Source organism: Mesorhizobium sp. Pch-S, from assembly GCF_004136315.1.
Classification (GTDB): domain Bacteria; phylum Pseudomonadota; class Alphaproteobacteria; order Rhizobiales; family Rhizobiaceae; genus Mesorhizobium.
The window spans coordinates 756,993-775,147 of sequence record NZ_CP029562.1 but is presented as its reverse complement, the minus strand read 5'-3'; the positions used below and the strand labels follow the sequence as shown (position 1 = coordinate 775,147).

At 63.5% G+C, this 18,155-nt stretch carries 16 protein-coding genes; 9 read left to right on the top strand and 7 right to left on the bottom strand.

The window, feature by feature from the left end:
- Window positions 1-47: 47 nt before the first annotated feature.
- Together C1M53_RS03630 and C1M53_RS03625 are read left to right on the top strand one after the other, a co-directional pair.
- Complete coding sequence (locus C1M53_RS03630; RefSeq protein ID WP_129416007.1) at window positions 48-1,253, top strand: diaminopropionate ammonia-lyase; 1,206 nt, start codon at window positions 48-50, stop codon at window positions 1,251-1,253.
- The gene (locus C1M53_RS03625) at window positions 1,250-2,434 is read left to right on the top strand and encodes a M20 aminoacylase family protein (protein WP_129410995.1); all 1,185 of its coding nucleotides are present in this window, start codon (window positions 1,250-1,252) and stop codon (window positions 2,432-2,434) included. The genes C1M53_RS03630 and C1M53_RS03625 overlap by 4 nt, the downstream gene beginning before the upstream one ends.
- A 112-nt stretch (window positions 2,435-2,546) precedes the next feature.
- Here C1M53_RS03625 and C1M53_RS03620 read toward each other — a convergent pair whose 3' ends face one another.
- Genes C1M53_RS03620 through C1M53_RS03610 form a run of 3 tightly spaced genes read right to left on the bottom strand, consistent with a single transcriptional unit; the run spans window position 2,547 to window position 5,001 of the window.
- On the bottom strand, window positions 2,547-3,338 hold the full coding sequence (locus C1M53_RS03620; protein WP_129410994.1) for an SIS domain-containing protein: 792 nt from the start codon (window positions 3,336-3,338) through the stop codon (window positions 2,547-2,549).
- Window positions 3,339-3,358: 20 nt separating this feature from the next.
- Entirely contained in the window at window positions 3,359-4,129 is a 771-nt protein-coding gene (locus tag C1M53_RS03615; RefSeq protein WP_129410993.1) for a GntR family transcriptional regulator, read from the bottom strand.
- Window positions 4,126-5,001 (bottom strand): ROK family protein, encoded by an 876-nt coding sequence (locus C1M53_RS03610; RefSeq protein WP_129410992.1) that lies wholly within the window; start codon window positions 4,999-5,001, stop codon window positions 4,126-4,128. The genes C1M53_RS03615 and C1M53_RS03610 overlap by 4 nt, the downstream gene beginning before the upstream one ends.
- A 369-nt stretch (window positions 5,002-5,370) precedes the next feature.
- Here C1M53_RS03610 and C1M53_RS03605 point away from each other — a divergent pair, with 369 nt between their 5' ends.
- The 5 genes from C1M53_RS03605 to C1M53_RS03585 all read left to right on the top strand — a co-directional run bounded on the left by C1M53_RS03605 (window position 5,371) and on the right by C1M53_RS03585 (window position 11,826).
- Entirely contained in the window at window positions 5,371-6,663 is a 1,293-nt protein-coding gene (locus tag C1M53_RS03605; protein WP_129410991.1) for a sugar ABC transporter substrate-binding protein, read from the top strand.
- Between the two features lie 137 nt (window positions 6,664-6,800).
- Window positions 6,801-7,691, top strand: a complete 891-nt coding sequence (locus C1M53_RS03600) for a sugar ABC transporter permease (protein WP_129410990.1) — start codon at window positions 6,801-6,803, stop codon at window positions 7,689-7,691.
- Window positions 7,688-8,557 (top strand): carbohydrate ABC transporter permease, encoded by an 870-nt coding sequence (locus C1M53_RS03595; RefSeq protein WP_129410989.1) that lies wholly within the window; start codon window positions 7,688-7,690, stop codon window positions 8,555-8,557. Before C1M53_RS03600 ends, C1M53_RS03595 begins: the two co-directional genes overlap by 4 nt.
- 195 nt (window positions 8,558-8,752) lie before the next feature.
- Window positions 8,753-10,492 carry an ABC transporter permease subunit gene (locus C1M53_RS03590; protein ID WP_129410988.1) on the top strand — a complete coding sequence of 580 codons (1,740 nt, stop codon included), beginning with the start codon at window positions 8,753-8,755 and terminating at the stop codon, window positions 10,490-10,492.
- A 23-nt stretch (window positions 10,493-10,515) separates the two neighbouring features.
- Complete coding sequence (locus C1M53_RS03585; protein WP_129410987.1) at window positions 10,516-11,826, top strand: nitrate/sulfonate/bicarbonate ABC transporter ATP-binding protein; 1,311 nt, start codon at window positions 10,516-10,518, stop codon at window positions 11,824-11,826.
- A 15-nt stretch (window positions 11,827-11,841) separates the two neighbouring features.
- Here C1M53_RS03585 and C1M53_RS03580 read toward each other — a convergent pair whose 3' ends face one another.
- From C1M53_RS03580 to hemN, 3 genes are all read right to left on the bottom strand, one after another.
- Window positions 11,842-12,714, bottom strand: a complete 873-nt coding sequence (locus C1M53_RS03580; protein WP_129410986.1) for an undecaprenyl-diphosphate phosphatase — start codon at window positions 12,712-12,714, stop codon at window positions 11,842-11,844.
- Between the two features lie 224 nt (window positions 12,715-12,938).
- Window positions 12,939-13,466 (bottom strand): DedA family protein, encoded by a 528-nt coding sequence (locus C1M53_RS03575; RefSeq protein WP_129410985.1) that lies wholly within the window; start codon window positions 13,464-13,466, stop codon window positions 12,939-12,941.
- A 67-nt stretch (window positions 13,467-13,533) separates the two neighbouring features.
- Window positions 13,534-14,898, bottom strand: a complete 1,365-nt coding sequence (gene hemN, locus C1M53_RS03570) for an oxygen-independent coproporphyrinogen III oxidase (protein ID WP_245488433.1) — start codon at window positions 14,896-14,898, stop codon at window positions 13,534-13,536.
- A gap of 146 nt (window positions 14,899-15,044) precedes the next feature.
- On the opposite strand from hemN, the gene C1M53_RS03565 reads away from it, so the two are divergent.
- The gene (locus C1M53_RS03565) at window positions 15,045-15,773 is read left to right on the top strand and encodes a Crp/Fnr family transcriptional regulator (RefSeq protein ID WP_129410984.1); all 729 of its coding nucleotides are present in this window, start codon (window positions 15,045-15,047) and stop codon (window positions 15,771-15,773) included.
- 97 nt (window positions 15,774-15,870) lie between these two features.
- Here C1M53_RS03565 and C1M53_RS31980 read toward each other — a convergent pair whose 3' ends face one another.
- Complete coding sequence (locus C1M53_RS31980; protein ID WP_245488432.1) at window positions 15,871-16,317, bottom strand: hemerythrin domain-containing protein; 447 nt, start codon at window positions 16,315-16,317, stop codon at window positions 15,871-15,873.
- Window positions 16,318-16,540: 223 nt separating this feature from the next.
- Between C1M53_RS31980 and ccoN the strand changes: the two genes are divergently transcribed.
- On the top strand, window positions 16,541-18,151 hold the full coding sequence (gene ccoN / locus C1M53_RS03555) for a cytochrome-c oxidase, cbb3-type subunit I (RefSeq protein ID WP_129410982.1): 1,611 nt from the start codon (window positions 16,541-16,543) through the stop codon (window positions 18,149-18,151).
- Window positions 18,152-18,155 lie beyond the last annotated feature (4 nt).

Below are 18,155 nucleotides of genomic sequence, written 5' to 3'. Positions count from 1 at the left end.
CGCCTGCGATGCAATACATCTTCGCCGATGACGTGAAAGAGGTGCAGATGTTCCTGATCAACACCCATCCGGACCACGATGCACCCCTGCTTCCGGCCGATGCCGAAGTTCTCGGTGCTGCCGGCGCGCATGAGGTGGAACGCTTCCTGGAGTTCAGGGAGAACGCCGTTGCCACGCCGCTCGTGGCCCTGCCCGCGCTGGCGGACGCGTTGGGTGTCGGAACCATCCATGTGAAGGACGAGGGACAGCGTCTCGGTCTCGGCAGCTTCAAGGCGCTCGGCGGCGCCTATGCGGTGATCCGGCTTGTGCTGGAAGAAGCCGCCCGCCATTTCGAATGTGACGTCGGTTTTACCGATCTGGATCGCCCGCGCGTACGCGCCGTTGCCGCCAAAATGACCTTCGCCTGTGCCACCGACGGCAACCATGGCCGCTCGGTCGCGCAAGGCGCGCAGCTTGTCGGTGCGCGGTCCGTCATCTTCGTGCATGCCGGCGTCAGCGATGAGAGGGTCGCTGCGATCGCCCGTTTCGGCGCCGAGATGGTCCGTGTCGACGGCACCTATGACGAGACCGTGTCCGAGGCTGCGCGTGCGGCGGAGCGCGAAGGCTGGTCGATCGTGTCGGATACCTCATGGCCCGGCTACGAACGCATTCCCGGTCTGGTCATGCAGGGTTATACGGCCATAGCCCATGAGGCTTTGAACCAGCTCGACCAGCCACCGACCCACGTCTTCGTACAGGCCGGCGTCGGTGGTATCGCCGCGGCGCTGGCAGGGTATTTCGCGGAGACGCTTGCAAGCGAACGCCCGACGTTCGTCGTGGTCGAACCGGCCCGCGCGGCCTGCATCCTGGAAACCGCCCGTACCGGTCGCGTGACCAGGATCGAGCACGGCGAGCCGACCGTGATGGCGATGCTGGAATGTTATGAGCCCTCGCTGGTCGCCTGGCGCGTGCTGTCGCGTGTTGCCGACGCCTTCATGACGGTTGAGGAGGAAGATGCCATTGCGGCCATGAAACGGCTGGCCCGGCCAGGAGGTCGCGACCCAGCGATCGTCTCCGGGGAAAGCGGCTGTGTCGGCCTTGCCGGGCTGGCCCGTGCGCTGGCCGAGCCGGCGCTAAAGGCGGCGCTGCGCCTCGACGCCGCGTCTCGGATCCTTCTGGTCAACACCGAAGGCGCGACCGATCCCGGGCTCTACGAATTGCTGGTCGGCGTAAGTCCGTCCGTCATTGCGACCTATGAGGAAATGCCCGCATGACCGAAACGGCTTTGCTGGAACGCGAAATGACGGCATGGCGGCGCGACCTGCACGCGCATCCGGAGTTCGGTTTCGAGGAAAAACGCACCGCTGCCTTCGTTGCCGCGAAGCTGCGTGAATTCGGTATCGACGATGTCACCGAAGGCGTTGGTGGCACCGGTGTCGTCGGTACGCTGCGACGCGGCTCAAGCAATCGAGCGATCGCACTGCGCGCCGACATGGACGCCCTGCGCATCTCCGAGCAGGGAATGGCCGACTATCGGTCGCAGAACCCGGGCGTCATGCATGCCTGCGGTCATGATGGTCATACCGCGATGCTGCTTGGCGCGGCCCGGCGACTGGTAGAGGAGGGCGGTTTCGACGGCACCGTTCGTTTCATCTTCCAGCCGGCGGAAGAGTGGGGCAAGGGCGCGCTGGCGATGCTCGACGACGGGCTGATGGCACGGTTCCCGTTCGAGGAGATCTACGGCCTGCACAACATGCCGGGTCTGCCGATCGGTCACTTCGAAACGCGTGCCGGTTCGTTCATGTCGGCCGAGGACAATTTCGAGATCGTGCTGAAGGGCGTCGGCGGTCATGCCGCCCGCCCGCATTGGGGCAATGAGGTGCTGGTTGCCGCCTGCGCGCTGGTCACCAACCTGCAGACCATCGTGTCGCGGCGCCTCAGCCCGACCGACATCGGCGTCGTCTCGGTGACCGAACTGATCACCGACGGCACACGCAACGCGCTGCCCGGCCTTGCCCGGATCCTCGGCGATGCCCGCAGTTTTCGCCCGGAAGTCAGCGCCGAGATCGAGCGGCAGATGCGCATCATCGCCGAAGGCACCGCCCTCGCCCACAATGTCGGCGCCGAGGTCATCTACACGCGCGAGTTCGTGCCGTTGGTGAATGACGCAGCGCTGGTCGAGGAAGCCTTCGCGGCTGCGGCAACGGTCTTCGAGCCGGGGGCGATCGCAACCGCCAGGGAGCCGATGACCGGTTCGGAGGACTTCGCCCGGTTCCTCGACCATGTCCCGGGCTGTTTCGTCTTCGTCGGCAATGGCGAGACTTCGGCGCCGTTGCACAATCCGACCTTCGATTTCAACGATGCGGGCCTGCTGTACGGAGCCGGCTTCCATGTTGCCATCACCCGGCGCCGTCTGCCGGAACGGCAACTGAGCAATTCCAGGAAAAGTGCGTAGCGGTTTTCCGTCCGGAATTGTGTGAAAACAAAAAGTGGTGCGTTTCCGCGAAAAACGGAAACGCTCCAGCCTGGAGAGGAAAAGGCCGGCGAGACCGGCCTTTCCTGTTCGATCACTCGCCGCGCATCGTGGCCTGGAAGGTCGGAAGATGTTTCTTCTGCGCTTCCAGCATGCGCTCGCGGTAGACGCCATAGATCACGTCGGTGTCGTGCAGGGTGACGCCGGCGATCGTCGGCGAGGCGAAGACCGGTAGCTCGACGCCGCGCTTCGACAGCTGATCGGCGGTGCGGGCGATCAGCTCATGCGCCATGATCATGGCCAGGACCGTCGACGAGCCCGAAACCGGGCGGCTCCAGCCTTCCACGGGAACAATTGCGTCCTCGATCGGCGAGCAGGTGTCGATCACGAGGTCTGCCGCATCGGCCAGCCGCATGCCGGACGAATGCGTGGCCGGCTTGTCGAGATTGTTCTTCGAGGTGATCGCCACCACGAAGATACCGCGCTTCTTGGCGTAGATCGCGGTGTCGATGCCCGAGGCGTTGCGGCCGCTGTGGCCGAAGATGATGATGGAGTCGCCCTTGTTGAGCGGCTGGTGGTCGAGGAATTTCTCGGCGTAGTTTTCCGTGCGCTCCAGCCAGAGCAGTTCGCGCACGCCGCCGGCGCCGAGCACGTTGTTCCACATCACGCGCGGGTCGGTCAGCGGGTTGAACCCGACATAGGAACCATAGCGCGGGAACACTTCCTGGCAGGGCAGCACGGAGTGGCCGGAACCGTAGAGATGGACGAGCCCGCCATTCTGCAGAGAGTCGGCAAAGCGGCCCGCCGCCTGCTCGAAGGCTTCGGCATTTTCCTTCGATGCCTTCTCGATGAGCGCGGTGAGGCGGGGAATGTAGAAATCGGACACGTGGATACTCCTGCTAGGTGTCAGCTTCGGTTGTTGGTGGGCGCGCGACCGGCGCGCAGCGTCGAACGGATCTCATACCGGTCGCCACGCATGGTCGAGACGGTGAATTCGAAGGGGCCACGCTCGTCGATGGTCACGCGTTCGACGATGAAGGCAGGTGTGCCGGCGGCCAGTCCGAGCAGATCGGCATCGGCAACGGGGACCGTGCCGACGCGATAGCTTTCGCGCGCCTCCATCGCCACGATGCCGTAGCGGCGCTCCAGCGCTTCGTAGAGCGAACCCTGCAACAGGCCGGAATCGAGGAAGCCCGGCACGCGGGCACCGGCGAGCTGCGCAGTCTGGATGCCGATCGGCTCGTTGTTGCCCAGCCTGAGCCGCCTGATGCGCACCACCGGGTCGCCTTCATCGATCTCGAGCGCCGCGGCCGCGGCCGCGTCCGCCGTGGTCAGGCTGCAATCCAGCAGCCGCGATCCGGCGACGACGCCGATATTGCCCATCTCCTGGGTGAAGCTGGTCAGTTCGCGCGTGCCGGCAACCAGCGTGGTCGAGCGCACGAAGGTGCCACGTCCGTGCTCGCGCCGCAGCAGCCCGGTTTCTTCCAGGTTGCGCAAGGCATGGCGCAGCGTGATGCGGCTCACCCCGAACATCGCGCACAACCGATCCTCGGCCGGAATCTGGTCTCCGGTCGCCCACTCGCCGCTCTTGATGATGGCGCGGATCGCTTCCTCGACCTGGAACCACAGGGGCTCGGGGCGGCGGCGGTCGGGTTGTGGAAAGCTGGCTTCGGTCATCGTATCTGCCTCCATCCGGCTCCGGCAGCGCCCGCAAGCGCTGCGCCGACAAGGCCGGCGCGTGACCCGAAGGCGCCTGGCCTGATGTTGATGTCACGAAGGTGCGGCGGCAGCTGGCGTCGCAGCGCCGCGAGCAAAGGCGGCTTCATCATATCGAGCGCATCCGCGATGCCGCCGGAAATCAGGATTGCTTGCGGGTTGAGCAGCGCGACGGCGCCGGCCAGCGCCGTGCCCAGGCTTCGCATCGGTACTTCGAGTGCCGCGATCGCTGCACCTTCGCCCGAACGGGCCGCGCTGATCAGCGCGCTGCCGTTTGCAAGCCCTAGTCTGGCAGCGACGATGTCGAGTGCGCGGCCGGAAGCGGAGCGCTCCAGCCAGCCGCTGCGGTCTTCACCGGCATCGTTGGTGTCGGCACAGGCCCAGCCGAAGGAACAGGCGCCGCCTTGTGCTCCCGCGACGATGCGGTCGCCGGCGAGCACCGCCGAGCCTATGCCCGTGCCGATGGCAAGCAGCAGTGCATCGGTCAGTGATCTTGCTGCACCCTCGACAGCTTCCGCCAGCATGGCGATCTGCGCGTCATTGCCGACTGCGACCGTGAACTCGGGGAAGAGCTCCTGCAGGTTCTGCCCGTCGAGATAGGGCAGGTTGGGTATCCAGCGGCAGCTCGAACCTTCGACGAGGCCCGGCACGGCAAGGCCGATCGCCGTGATGTCGCCGGCCTCGTCGGCCAGCGCGCCGACACGGTTCCGGAAATCATCGAGGCTCGAAGGTGCCGCCTCATGCGTCAGCATCTGCAGCGCTGCAATGTCACCGTTGTGCAGGGCTGCGCGCAGATTGGTGCCGCCGAGGTCGATGGCCAGTACGCATGTCATGGCTTGCAGTATTTCACGACCGTTGGTGCCGGCACGCCGCCTGGGGTGTGACGGTGTGTTGAAAGCATGTTTCTTGAGCGCTTTTGCATTCCGACGTTTCCGTCTCGCCAGGATTTCTTTCTGAAAATTCATTATAACGACATAAGCAAGACCGCAAGACAACTCACGTCGGATTTTTCGGGCGATGTCAGGAGGTATCCCGAAAGCCAGTTCGAAGTACCCTGATTTTGTTATGAAAATTGCGTTCTTCTGATCTGCGGCAAAGGCCAAAGGTCAGCCGAGAGGTCATTCCGCGCAAGTTATCACTTGCCTGATCGCTTTAAGTTGTCATAACGTCATTCTGCCTTGACGGACAATGGGAGGGAGTGAATGTCTTTGGCCTGGACTTCGAAACTGGCGTTGGCGGCAGGGCTGATGGTCCTGCCCGGCTCGGGCTGGGCCGAGACCGTAAACATCTCCTACCTGACCCATTGGTCGCCCGAGACCGTCGCCTTGCTGGAGAATGCGGCGAAGGAATATTCCAAGACCCATCCCGATGTGACAGTCACCGTGCGTGCCGTGCCGTTCGGCGATCTTTTGACCACGCTGCGCTCACAGAGCGGTGGTTCGGATGACGCGACCATCGGCGGCATCTACGATCTCTGGTTGCCGGAACTGGCGCGCGACAAGCTTGTCGCGCCGGCGCCGGAAGCCGTGGCCGCCGAGGTCAAGGGCGCCTGGCCGGCCGGTGTCGTCAGCGCCGCCTCGGTCGGTGGCGCACTCTACGGCATACCGAACGAGATCGATGTCTACGCGCTGAACTACAACAAGGACCTGTTCAAGCAGGCAGGCGTGGCAGCGGCACCGAAGACCTGGGACGAATTCCGCGAGGCAGCGAAGAAGCTGACGAGGAAGGATGCCGGCCAGCAGGGTTTCGGCATGATCAACTCCTGGGCGGCGGGTGTGGTGCATCCCTTCGCCTCGCTGCTCGTCTCCAATGGCGGCGAGCTTGTCGCCGATGGCAAGCCGGTGCTGGACGCCAAGCAGGCCGGCGAAACGTTCGAATTCTACGAGAGCCTGATCAAGGACGGCTCCAGCGATCCATCCATGGCTACCGCCGATGCCAACACCACTGGCCCGTTCCTCGACAATTTCGTTTCCGGCAAGACCGGCATGATCATCATGGCCAACTGGTGGGAAAGCGCGCTGAAGACCGGCATGGGCGACAAGTTCGCCAACATTGCCACCGCGCCGATTCCAGTCGGTCCAAGCGGCGACAAACCGCACTCGATTTCCTATTCCTGGATGACCGTGGTCAATGCGAAAGCCGGCGAGGCCGAGCAGAAGGCCGCCTGGGATTTCCTGGCCTGGCTGAACGGTGCGAAGTCGGGCCAGAACGGCGCCTCCGCCATGTCCGACATCCTGATGTCGATGGGCATCCTGCCGTCGCGCAGCTCCGACATCGAGGCGCACAAGGACAAGCTCGGCAGCGAATTCCTCGCCGGCTATGTCAGTGTTCTTTCCGATGCCAAACCGTTCCCGGTCGTTCCCGGCGGGCAGGAGTTCTCGGAGTCGCTGCAGCAGACGCTGGAGGCGCTGCAGTACGGCCAGATTTCCGCAAAGGAGGCGCAGGCGAAGGCGCAGGCCGATGCAATCTCCATTCTGGAACGCGCTACCAGGTAGGCCGCCTGTTCCGGAGCGTTTCCGTTTTTCACGGAAACACGGAAACGCTCCTACTTTTTTCCGCAATTCAGAAGGCAAACCGCCATGCACTTTTGCCGGAATTGCCTGGACGCATATAGGGTTTCGGAAGGCTATCGATGACCAATGGCTATCGCGCTTCGGCGGGCATCATGCTGGCGCCCGCCGTGACGCTGATCGGTGTCTTCATCCTGCTGCCGATGCTTCTGACGGTCTGGCTGTCGTTCAACGACTGGTCGACGCAGACGCCTTTTTCAGAGGCCCGCTTCGTCGGACTGGCCAATTTCCAGGATATCTTCGGGCCGACCTCCGTCGGCCGCGATTTCAAGGGCGCTTTGGTCAATACGGCGATCTACACCGCCCTGTCGGTCGCCATCATCCTGCCTCTGTCGGTCCTGTTCGGCCTGCTCGTCTACCAGCGCGACGTTGGCGGCGGCACGCTGCTCAGGACCGTTCTCTTCTCGACCTACATGGTGCCGATGATCGCGGTGGCGCTGGTCTGGTCGAAACTCTATTCACCGAGCGAAGGTCCGTTCAACCAGATGCTGGGCCTCGTCGGCATCGGCCCGCAGCCCTGGCTGTCGTCGCCGCGCTCGGCGCTGGTCTCGATCGTGCTTCTGAACGTCTGGCAGCAGGTCGGCTATTTCACCGTGCTGGCCATTGCCGGCCTGACCCAGATCCCCGGCAGTCTCTATGAGGCAGCGACACTCGACGGCGCCAGTCGCAGCGAACAGTTCCGTTTCATCACGCTGCCGCTCCTGCGCCGCACGCTGCTGTTCAGCGCCGTCATTGCCATCATCAATGCGGTGCAGGTGTTCGAGCCGGTGGCCCTGATCACGCAGGGCGGTCCGGTCGGTTCCACCAATGTGCTGACCTATCATATCCGCCGCGTCGGCATCGAGCGCGCGCAGGGTGGCCTGGGCTCGGCCATGGCGGTGATGCTGATGCTTTCGCTCATCGTCGCGGTATGCGCGCTGTTTGCCCTCATGAGCCGGAAAGACGACGAATGAGCGTGGCCGCCGGATCATCGAGCACCTTGCCGCGCCGCCGTCCCGCCGGGCGCAAGGCGCTGCTTGCCACGCTGATGCTGCTGGTTGCGGTCGCTTCGGCCTTTCCGCTGCTGTGGATGGTGCTGTCCAGCCTGAAGACGACGGCCGAAACCATGCAGGTGCCGCCGGTGTGGATTCCGCGCACGCCGACGCTGGAGGCCTATGAGAAGGTGGCCGGCGTGGTCAATGTCGGCCGTTCGATGTGGAATTCCCTGGTCATTGCCACCATCACCACGGCCGGCATCCTCGTCACCTCGATGATGGCTGGTTATGCCTTTGCCAAATACAGTTTTCCCGGTCGCACGCTGCTGTTTTCGGCGTTGCTTGCCACCATGTTCCTGCCGCCGATCGTCACCCTCATTCCGCTCTATCGCATGGTGGGCTCGATAGGCCTCAATGCAAGCCTGGCCGGCATCATCGTCCCCAATCTCGCCAACGCGTTCGGCATCTTCCTGATGCGCCAGTTCATCGCCAGCGTGCCGGACGACCTGATCGACGCCGCCCGCATGGACGGCGCATCCGAGTTGCTCATCCTGTTCAAGATCGTGGCGCCGACCGTTGCACCGGCCATCGCGGCGCTGGCACTGTTCGCCTTCGTCTATCACTGGAACAGCTATCTGTGGCCGCTCACCGTGCTGCAGGGCAATGCCGACAGCTATCCGATCGTCATCAGCCTCAGCCGGCTGCTGAGCTACAACCGTGGCGCCATGAACACCGGGCTGGTCATGGCCGGCGCCACGCTCGCCGTGCTGCCGCCATTGATCCTGTTCGTCTTCCTGCAGCGCTTCTTCGTCGACTCGATCGTGAGTTCCGCGGTCAAGGGGTGACAACCGCACCAACCGCCTGCTTGCCCTTCGTTTTTTCGGCTGTTCACGGTTTTGTGTTCGCTTTTCAGCCTTGGCCGGAATCCGCCGTCACAATGCCGACACACGCCTGAAAATAGGACTTGCGCGAAAGTTGCGTCGATGAGACGGAGCCTTCGCTCACAATCATCCATTTCCCCTTGCTGACGGGGGTGCGTCATGCCGGTCCAGAAATACGTTCCGCTGGCCATCCGGCGCTCGGTGCTGCCGAGCGCTTGGGATATCATGGCGCTGCTGCTGGTGGTCGGCGCCATCGTGCTGATCGCCTATGGCGCGGAAGTCACCACCGAGCCGCTGTCGGCGCTCGACGCGAGCCCGCTTTCGCTGGATCCGGCAAATCTGCCGGTCTATGCGCTGCGCACCACGCTGCGCATGCTGCTGGCGATCGTGCTGTCCACCGTCTTCACCTTCATCTATGCCGCTGCCGCCGCGAAAAGCCGACGCGCCGAGATGGTGCTGGTGCCGATGCTGGACATCTTGCAGTCGGTGCCGATTCTCGGCTTCCTCACCTTCACGGTCACCTTCTTCCTCAATCTGTTCCCGGGTTCGGTGCTGGGCGCCGAGCTGGCATCGGTGTTTGCCATCTTCACCAGCCAGGCCTGGAACATGACCTTTTCCATGTACCAGTCGATGCGCAATGCGCCGGCCGACCTGGTGGAAGCCACCCGCAGCTTCCATTTGACCGGCTGGCAGCGCTTCTGGCGTCTCGACGTGCCCTTCGCCATGCCGGGCCTGGTCTGGAACGCCATGATGTCGATGTCGGGCGGCTGGTTCTTCGTGGTCGCGTCCGAGGCGATCACCGTCGGCAACACCACGGTGACCTTGCCGGGCGTCGGCTCCTATGTGGCGCTGGCCATCCAGCAGCAGAACATCGCGGCCATAGTCTACGCCGTCATCGCCATGCTGGTGGTCATCATTCTCTACGACCAGTTGCTGTTTCGTCCGCTGGTGGCCTGGGCCGACAAGTTCCGTTTCGAGACGACGGCTTCCGCCGATGCGCCGCAGTCGTGGATGCTCGACCTGCTTCGCCGCTCCCGGCTGGTGCGCGTCCTTGTCACGCCTCTTGCCTGGCTGGCGCGCACGGTATGGACCTTGCGCCTGCCTGCCATGCCGACTTTCGGGACCGTTGAGGCTGGAGACGCCGCGACACGCTCGCGCCTGGCCGACGGGCTCTGGATCGGCCTCATCGCGCTCGGCGCCGCCTACGGTGCCTATGTCAGCATCGGCTATCTCAAAACCAATGTCGGCTGGATCGATGTCGCCACCGTGCTTGCCGACGCTTTCATCACGCTGGCGCGCGTCATCGTGCTGATGGCGCTGGCGACATTGTTATGGGTGCCGGTGGGGGTCTGGATCGGCCTGCGCCCGAAGCTTGCCGAGAAAGTGCAGCCATTGGTGCAGTTCCTGGCTGCCTTCCCGGCCAACATCGCCTTCCCGGTCTTCGTGGTGCTGATTGCGCACTACGACCTCAACCCGAACATCTGGCTCTCCCCGCTGATGATCCTGGGCACGCAATGGTACATCCTGTTCAATGTCATTGCCGGCGCCTCGGCCTTCCCCAGTGACCTCAAGGAAGCGGCGCGCAGCTTTCACATCGCGGGCTGGCGCTGGTGGTTCAAGGTGATCCTGCCTGGCATCTTCCCGTATTACGTGACCGGTGCGATCACCGCGTCAGGTGGTTCGTGGAACGCCTCGATCGTTGCCGAAGTGGCAAGCTGGGGCAATGAACAGCTCACCGCGCGTGGCCTCGGCGCCTACATCTCCAAGGCGACGTCCGCCGGCGATTTCCCGCGCGTCGTGCTCGGCATCGTCGTCATGTGCCTCTTCGTCACTCTCTTCAACCGTCTGGTCTGGCGCCCGCTCTATGCCTTCGGCGAGCGCCGGCTGCGCCTTGCGTGAACCATTCCATCGGGAGCCTTGTCATGCTCGATCAAGTCGCCAGGAAGCCGCTCATCGATATCCGTCAGGTCTCGCGATCCTTTCCGAAGGGCAGCGGCAAGGACGTGATGGTGCTGGAAAATGTCGACCTGACTATTCGCGAAGGCGAGCTGGTCGGTCTGCTCGGCCGTTCCGGTTCGGGCAAGTCGACGCTGCTGCGCATCATTGCCGGTCTCGTCGCGCCGTCGTCCGGTGTGGCGGAGTGCAGGGGCGCGGAGATCCAGGGGCCGCCCTCCGGTGTCGCCATGGTGTTCCAGTCGTTTGCGCTGTTTCCCTGGCTCACGGTTTTGCAGAATGTCGAACTCGGCCTGGAGGCTCAAGGGGTCGACCGCGCCGAGCGCCGCTCGCGCGCGCTGGCGGCGATCGACCTGATCGGCCTGGATGGTTTCGAGAACGCATTTCCCAAGGAGCTGTCCGGCGGCATGCGCCAGCGCGTCGGCTTCGCACGGGCGCTGGTGGTGCATCCCGACCTGCTGTTGATGGACGAGCCGTTCTCGGCGCTTGATGTGCTGACGGCCGAAACGCTGCGCACCGACATGATCGACCTGTGGGTGGAAGGTCGCCTGCCGATCAAGTCGGTGCTGATCGTCACCCACAACATCGAGGAGGCGGTGCTGATGTGCGACCGCATCCTCGTGTTTTCTTCAAACCCGGGCCGTGTCGCGCGCGAGCTGAAGGTGGACCTGCCGCATCCGCGCAACCGCCTCGACCCGCTCTTCCGGCAGCTGGTCGATTCGATCTACGCCATCATGACGCAGCGCGCCGAACCGCGCCTGCCTTCGAAGGAAGGCATTCCGGGCGGAGGCATCGGCATGGTGCTGACCCATGTCTCGACCAACGTGCTCGCCGGACTGATCGAGGCACTGGCGGCGCCACCCTATGACGGACGCGCCGACCTGCCGGTGCTGGCGGGTGCCTTGCAGATGGAGGCCGACGAGATCTTCCATCTCGGCGAGACGCTGCAACTGCTGCGCCTTGCCCAGCTCAGCGAAGGTGACATCGAACTGACGGAGGCCGGCAAGCGTTTTGCTCATATGGAAACGGACGACCGCAAACGGCTGTTCGCCGAGCACATCTCGGCCTATGTGCCGCTGATCGGCCTGATCCGCAGGGTACTTGACGAGCGCCCCTCGCATGTCGCGCCCGTGGCGCGCTTCCGCAATGAGCTGGAAGACTACATGACCGAGGACTATGCCGACGAAACGCTGAAGACGGTGATTTCATGGGCGCGCTACGCTGAGTTGTTCGCCTATGACGAGCACAGCGAATTGTTCAGCCTGGAAAACCCGCAATAGGCAAGACTGGCTGGGTCATGCCAGCCAGCCCACGGTCGCGCCGACCAGGAGCAGGATACCGATGGCGGCGCGGTAGAAGACGAACGGCCAGGTCGAGAACCTTTCCAGGAAACGCATCAGCCCCCAGATCGCCGCGAAGGCCGACAGGCTGGCGATCACGAGACCGAAGATCAGCACATGCCAGGCTTCGGATGGGATATGCGCCTTGTGCAGCACCCAGATCTCGTGCAGGCCGGCCAGTGCGATTGCCGGAATGCCGATCAGGAAGGAGAAGCGCGCGGCCTCTTCGCGCTTGAGGTCGCGGAACAGCGCCGCCGTCAGTGTCGAGCCGGACCGCGAGATACCGGGGATCAGCGCACCCACCTGGGCAACGCCGACGATCAGGGCGTCGCGCAGCCGCATCTCCTCCACCGTCCGGCGATGCTTTGCCATCCGCTCGGCGACACCGAGCAGCACGGCCAGGACCACCATGGAGCAGCCGATCACGACGATGCCGCGCAGCGGCGAGTCGCAGCGGTTGAGCAGAGGCGACAGCAACAGGCCGCCGATCACGATGGGAATGGTTGCCAGCACGATGCCCACGGCCAGGCGCCAGGTCGGGCTGGCATAGTTGCCGGTCCGCAGCGCGGTTACCGTGCCGCCGGCAAGGCCGGTCACGTCGCGCCAGAAATAGCTGACCACCGCCGCCAATGCGGCCAGCTGCATGGCTGCGGAGAAGGCGGAACCCGGATCCTGCCAGCCGAGCAGCGCCGGCACGATGCGCATATGGGCTGTCGATGAGATCGGCAGCAATTCGGTGATGCCCTGTACCACGCCGAGCACCGCGACCTTCGCGTAGCCCAGCGTCGCGAAGCCGATATCGACGCCTTCCGAACATGCGTTCGCCATGATGGTCCCTCTCCACGTCCCCACGGTCGCAGATCATCGCGGCCGTCCCGACTCTGTCGCCAAGCAGGCTGGCGGGATTAAGTCACGCGCAGATGAACTTTGCGTGATTGGTGTGGTTCAGCCTTGGAGCGTTTCCGTTTTTCACGGAAATGCGGAGACGCTCTAAGTTTTGTTTTCGCCGCATTTTTGTAACGCCACGTGATTCCACTTGGCTACAAAATGCTCTAGATCCAGCCTTGCACCCACTTCAGGCCGAATGCGCCGGGCGCGAGTATGGCGGCTGCCCACAGCATCGCCGACGTCACATTGGCAAGCTGGAACGCGACCGGCGACATCTCGCAGATGCCGGCCACCAGCGGCATCGAGGCGCGCAGCGGTCCGGAGAAGCGTCCGATGAAGACGCCGAGCAGGCCCCAGCGTTCGAAGAAGCGGTGGCCGCGCTCGAGCAGGCCTGGATTGCGCGACAAAGGCCAGTAGCGCACCACGTCGTGCTTCAGCTTCTGGCCGATCCAGAACGAGAGCCAGTCGCCGAAGAACGCGCCGATCGCCGCTGCCGCCCACAGCGGCCAGAACGGGATTCCGCTCTCGCCGACCAGAACGCCGATGCCGAGCAGGATGACGGTGGCCGGGACCAGCAGGGAGATGAAGGCCAGGGATTCGCCGAAGGCCAGCGCCATGACGACGAGGAAACCCCATCCCTGGTTGGCGCGGACAAAATCGACGGCGGTTTGGGTCAGTGCCTGAAAATCCATGCTCTGGCCCTAGACGATGTCGCCGGCTTTCGAAACCGGTTTCCGGCAGGCGGGCTGGATCAGGTTGTCACACGGCCGCTGAGTGACGGGCGGCGCCGGTCGCCAGATAGCTGTCGAAATGCGCCGCGATCGAGCGCACGAAAGGCTTGGCCTGCTCGGCGATGCTGAACGTGCCGCTATAGGCAACGAGGCCGCTCGACGGATCGACGGCAAGGATGTGTGCGTCGCGCAGGACAGGTTTGGCCGCCTCGCCGAACCGTGCCAGAAGCTCGGCGTGCGAGAACGCAGAATCGCACATCAGCCGCTCGATCACCCAGCCCCGTGCTCGATCCTGCTGCGTCAGACCGATGCCGCGCACCGTCGCCAGTTCGCCTTTCTCCACCAGCTTCTGGTATTCGCCGGTCGCTGGCATGTTCTGGATATAGCCTTGCGGCAGCCGTCCGATCGACGAGGCGCCCAGTCCGATCAGCGCATCGGCGCCGTCGACGGTGTAGCCCTGGAAATTGCGCTTGAGGGAGCCATCCGCCAACGCTCGTGCCATGCTGTCATCCGGCCAGGCGAAATGGTCCAGCCCGATTGCCACATAGCCCGCGCCGGCAATCATTTCCGCCGCCAGCTGTGATTGCGCCAGCCGCTCGGCCGCGTCGGGTAGGGCGGCCTCATCGATCATCGTCTGGTGTTTCTTGAACCACGGCACATGCGCATAACCAAACAGCGCGATGCGGTCGGGACGCAGCGAGAGCACCTGTTCGATGGTGCGCGCGACAGTGGTGATCGTCTGGTACGGCAGGCCGTAGAGCACGTCGAGATTGACCGAAGAGACTTCGCGCGCCCTGACGCTTTCGACCACCCAGCGGGTCTGTTCGAAACTCTGCTCGCGGTTGATCGTCCGCTGCACGGTCTCATCGAAGTCCTGCACGCCGAGGCTTGCCCTGGTCATGCCGATTGCCGCCAGGGCATCGAAACGCGCGTCGTCCATGTCGTTGGGGTCTATCTCGACGCTGATTTCAGCGTCGGCATGGAACTGGAATGCCGTGCGCAGCGCCGTGTCCACCAGGATCATGTCCTGAGGGCTGAGCAATGTCGGCGAACCGCCGCCGAAATGCAGCGCGCTGACTTCGCATTGACCGTCGAGCAGGGCGCCGACTGTCCTGATTTCCCGTCGTAACGCATCGACATAGCGCCGTACCGGCGCATAGGAGAGCGTCTGTTTCGTGTGGCAGGCGCAGAACCAGCACAACCGGTCGCAATAGGGAACATGCGCGTAGAGAGACAGCGTGCTGCCGGCAGGCAGTGCCGTCAGCCAGTCGCGATAGGTCTGCGCCGTGACGCCCTGGTGGAAATGCGGTGCCGTCGGGTAGCTGGTGTAGCGGGGCACCGGAGTCGAATAACGGTCGAGAAAGATATCCTGCATGGCGGCCTTCGAAATCATCGATTTCTGTTGGCGCTGATCATGTGCCAGACATCAATTCTCCTGCTTGATCCATGTCAATTCACATCGGAGACAAACTGACGCGGGATTTCTCGGGCAAGAAGAGCTAAAAGAAAGAGGTTAAGCAACGCGGGGGCGCGATTGGCATGAACCTGCGACAGGACGTTCATACCGCAGGGATTCCGGTTCTCTGCCAGGCATGCGAGGCACGCCACCGCGGTGTCTGCGGCGCACTCGACTCCGACCAACTGGTGACGCTCGCCAGGGCTTCGTCCAAGCAGACCATCGAACCGGGTGCGGAACTGGTCGGCGACATGGAGACGGTGGATCATTACTCCAACGTGCTGGCCGGCGTCGTCAAACTCACCAAGACCTTGTCCGATGGCCGCCAGCAGATCGTCGGCCTGCAGTTCGCCCCGGATTTCCTCGGACGCCCGTTCAAGAGCGAAAGCGCGGTCAATGCCGAGGCTGCGACCAACGTGTCGCTGTGCAGCTTTCCCAAGGCTGCCATCGAACGGATGATGAAGCAGAGCCCCGAGCTTGAAAACCGGCTGTTACGCCAGACGCTGAAGGAACTCGACGAGGCGCGTGACTGGATGCTGACGCTTGGCCGCAAGACGGCTGCGGAGAAGGTCGCGAGCTTCCTGCTGCTGATCGCCAATCACATCGACCCGACCTTGGATGAAGGCGAGGAGACGGTAACCTTCGACTTGCCGCTGACACGCGCCGACATCGCCGATTTTCTGGGCCTCACCATCGAGACCGTTTCACGGCAGCTCACCAAGCTGCGCGCCGATGGCGTCATCAGCATCGAGAACAACCGCCACGTCACCGTGGCGCGGCGTGAAAGGCTGGAGGCCCGCGCCGGACACTGAGGCCTGGAGCGTTTCCATTTTTCACGGAAACGCTCTAAGCTTCTGTTTTCGTATCATTTTTGTAACGCCAACTGATTCCACTTGGCTACAAAATGCTCTAGCCGGCCAGGATGGCCGGCAGCACATGCTCACGCTCGAAGGCGATGTGGCGCCGCAGCGTCTCGAACAATCCCCGCAGCATGAAGCCCAGGGCCTCTGCGTTGCCGATTGGTTCGCCATGGCCGACAGCCAGCAGGATCTCGGTCACTTCGTCGGCAAAGCTCTCGTCCTCGACATGCTCGGCACGCAGGCGCCGGATCGTCAGGTCGGGATCAGCCTCGGTTTCAGCGGCGGCGAAGGCAGGGAAAACCACGTCCTCTTCATAGGCGTGCGCCTTGCGCAGCAGCGGCAGCAGCAGGCTGGCGATGCGCAGGCACTCGGCCCGGCACACGCCATTGGGCAAGGCATCGGCGATCGTTTCCAGCGCTGCGCACAGAGCGAGCTTGTCTTCATGCACGCGCTGGATGACCAGCGCCGGATGTCTTGGCCGGTTTAGCTCAAGCACCGCTGCGCGATGCTTCGGCGATCTGCGAGCCGTTACGGTTTTTACAAGCCATTCGCGCCGCACAAACGATCCTCCGCGTCTTTTTCCTTGCCCAGACTGGCGTGTCGAGCCGGGCGAGGCTTTGACCTGGATCAAGGCGGACGCCTGCGCTTTGTCGGAAACGGGGCAGGAAAGACCGCATGGGGATGTGGTCTCGATGCTGGACAAGCCGAGGGATCGCTCGATGAGATATGGAGCCGAAATTGCCTGGATGAGCCTGGCGACGTTCCTGGCGCTGCTCGGCGCCGGCTTCGCCGCCGACGCTCCGTTCCGCGCGCACATGTGGGTGCTGTTCGCCGTGCTGGCCATCGGCACCATCGTGCTGCTGCGCAACGTCAGTTTCGAGCCGGAACCGCCGGTGGATCAATCCGCCTATATGGACGGCCCCATCCGCTACGGGGCCATCGCCACGGTTTTCTGGGCGCTGGTCGGGCTGCTGGTCGGCGTCGTCATCGCGCTGCAGCTCGCCTTTCCCGACCTCAACCTGGAGCCCTGGTTCAACTTCGGCCGCATGCGGCCGCTGCACACCTCGGCGGTCATCTTTGCCTTCGGCGGCAACGCGCTGATCGCGACCTCCTTCTACGTCGTGCAGCGCACCTGCCGTGCGCGCCTCTTCGGTGGCAATCTCGCCTGGTACGTGTTCTGGGGCTACCAGCTCTTCATCGTGATGGCCGCCACCGGTTATCTGCTCGGTATCACCCAGAGCCGCGAATACGCCGAGCCGGAGTGGTACATCGATCTGTTCCTGACCGTCGTCTGGGTTGCCTATCTGGCCGTCTTCCTCGGCACCATCCTGAAGCGCAAGGAACCGCATATCTACGTCGCCAACTGGTTCTATCTGTCCTTCATCGTGACCATCGCGATGCTGCACGTGGTCAACAACCTGGCGGTGCCCGCCTCCTTCCTCGGGTCGAAGAGCTATTCGCTGTTTTCCGGCGTGCAGGATGCGCTGACGCAATGGTGGTACGGCCACAACGCGGTCGGCTTCTTCCTCACCGCCGGCTTCCTCGGCATGATGTATTATTTCATCCCCAAGCAGGTGAACCGGCCGGTCTATTCCTATCGGCTGTCCATCATCCACTTCTGGTCCCTGATCTTCATGTACATCTGGGCCGGGCCGCATCACCTGCACTATACGGCGTTGCCCGATTGGGCGCAGACGCTGGGCATGGTGTTCTCGATCATGCTGTGGATGCCGTCCTGGGGCGGCATGATCAACGGCCTGATGACGCTCTCCGGCGCTTGGGACAAGCTGCGCACCGACCCGATCGTCCGCATGATGGTGACGGCGGTGGCCTTCTACGGCATGGCCACCTTCGAAGGGCCGATGATGTCGATCAAGGCCGTCAACTCGCTGTCCCACTACACCGACTGGACCATCGGCCACGTGCATTCCGGCGCGCTCGGCTGGAACGGTCTGATCTCCTTCGGAGCGGTCTATTTCATGGTGCCGCGCCTGTGGAACCGCGAGCGCCTTTATTCGGTGCGCATGGTCAACTGGCACTTCTGGCTGGCGACGCTCGGCATCGTCATCTACGCGGCCTCCATGTGGGTGTCGGGCATCATGCAGGGCCTGATGTGGCGTGAATACGATGAGCAGGGCTTCCTGATCTATTCCTTCGCCGAGTCCGTCGCTGCCATGCACCCCTACTACGTCATGCGCGCCTTTGGCGGCGCGCTTTATCTCTCCGGCGTGGTGATCATGGCCTGGAACATCTTCATGACCATTCGCGGCCACCAGCGCGAGGAGGTGCCGACCACCGGCACGACGCCCGCCCTGCAGCCGGCCGCATAGGAGT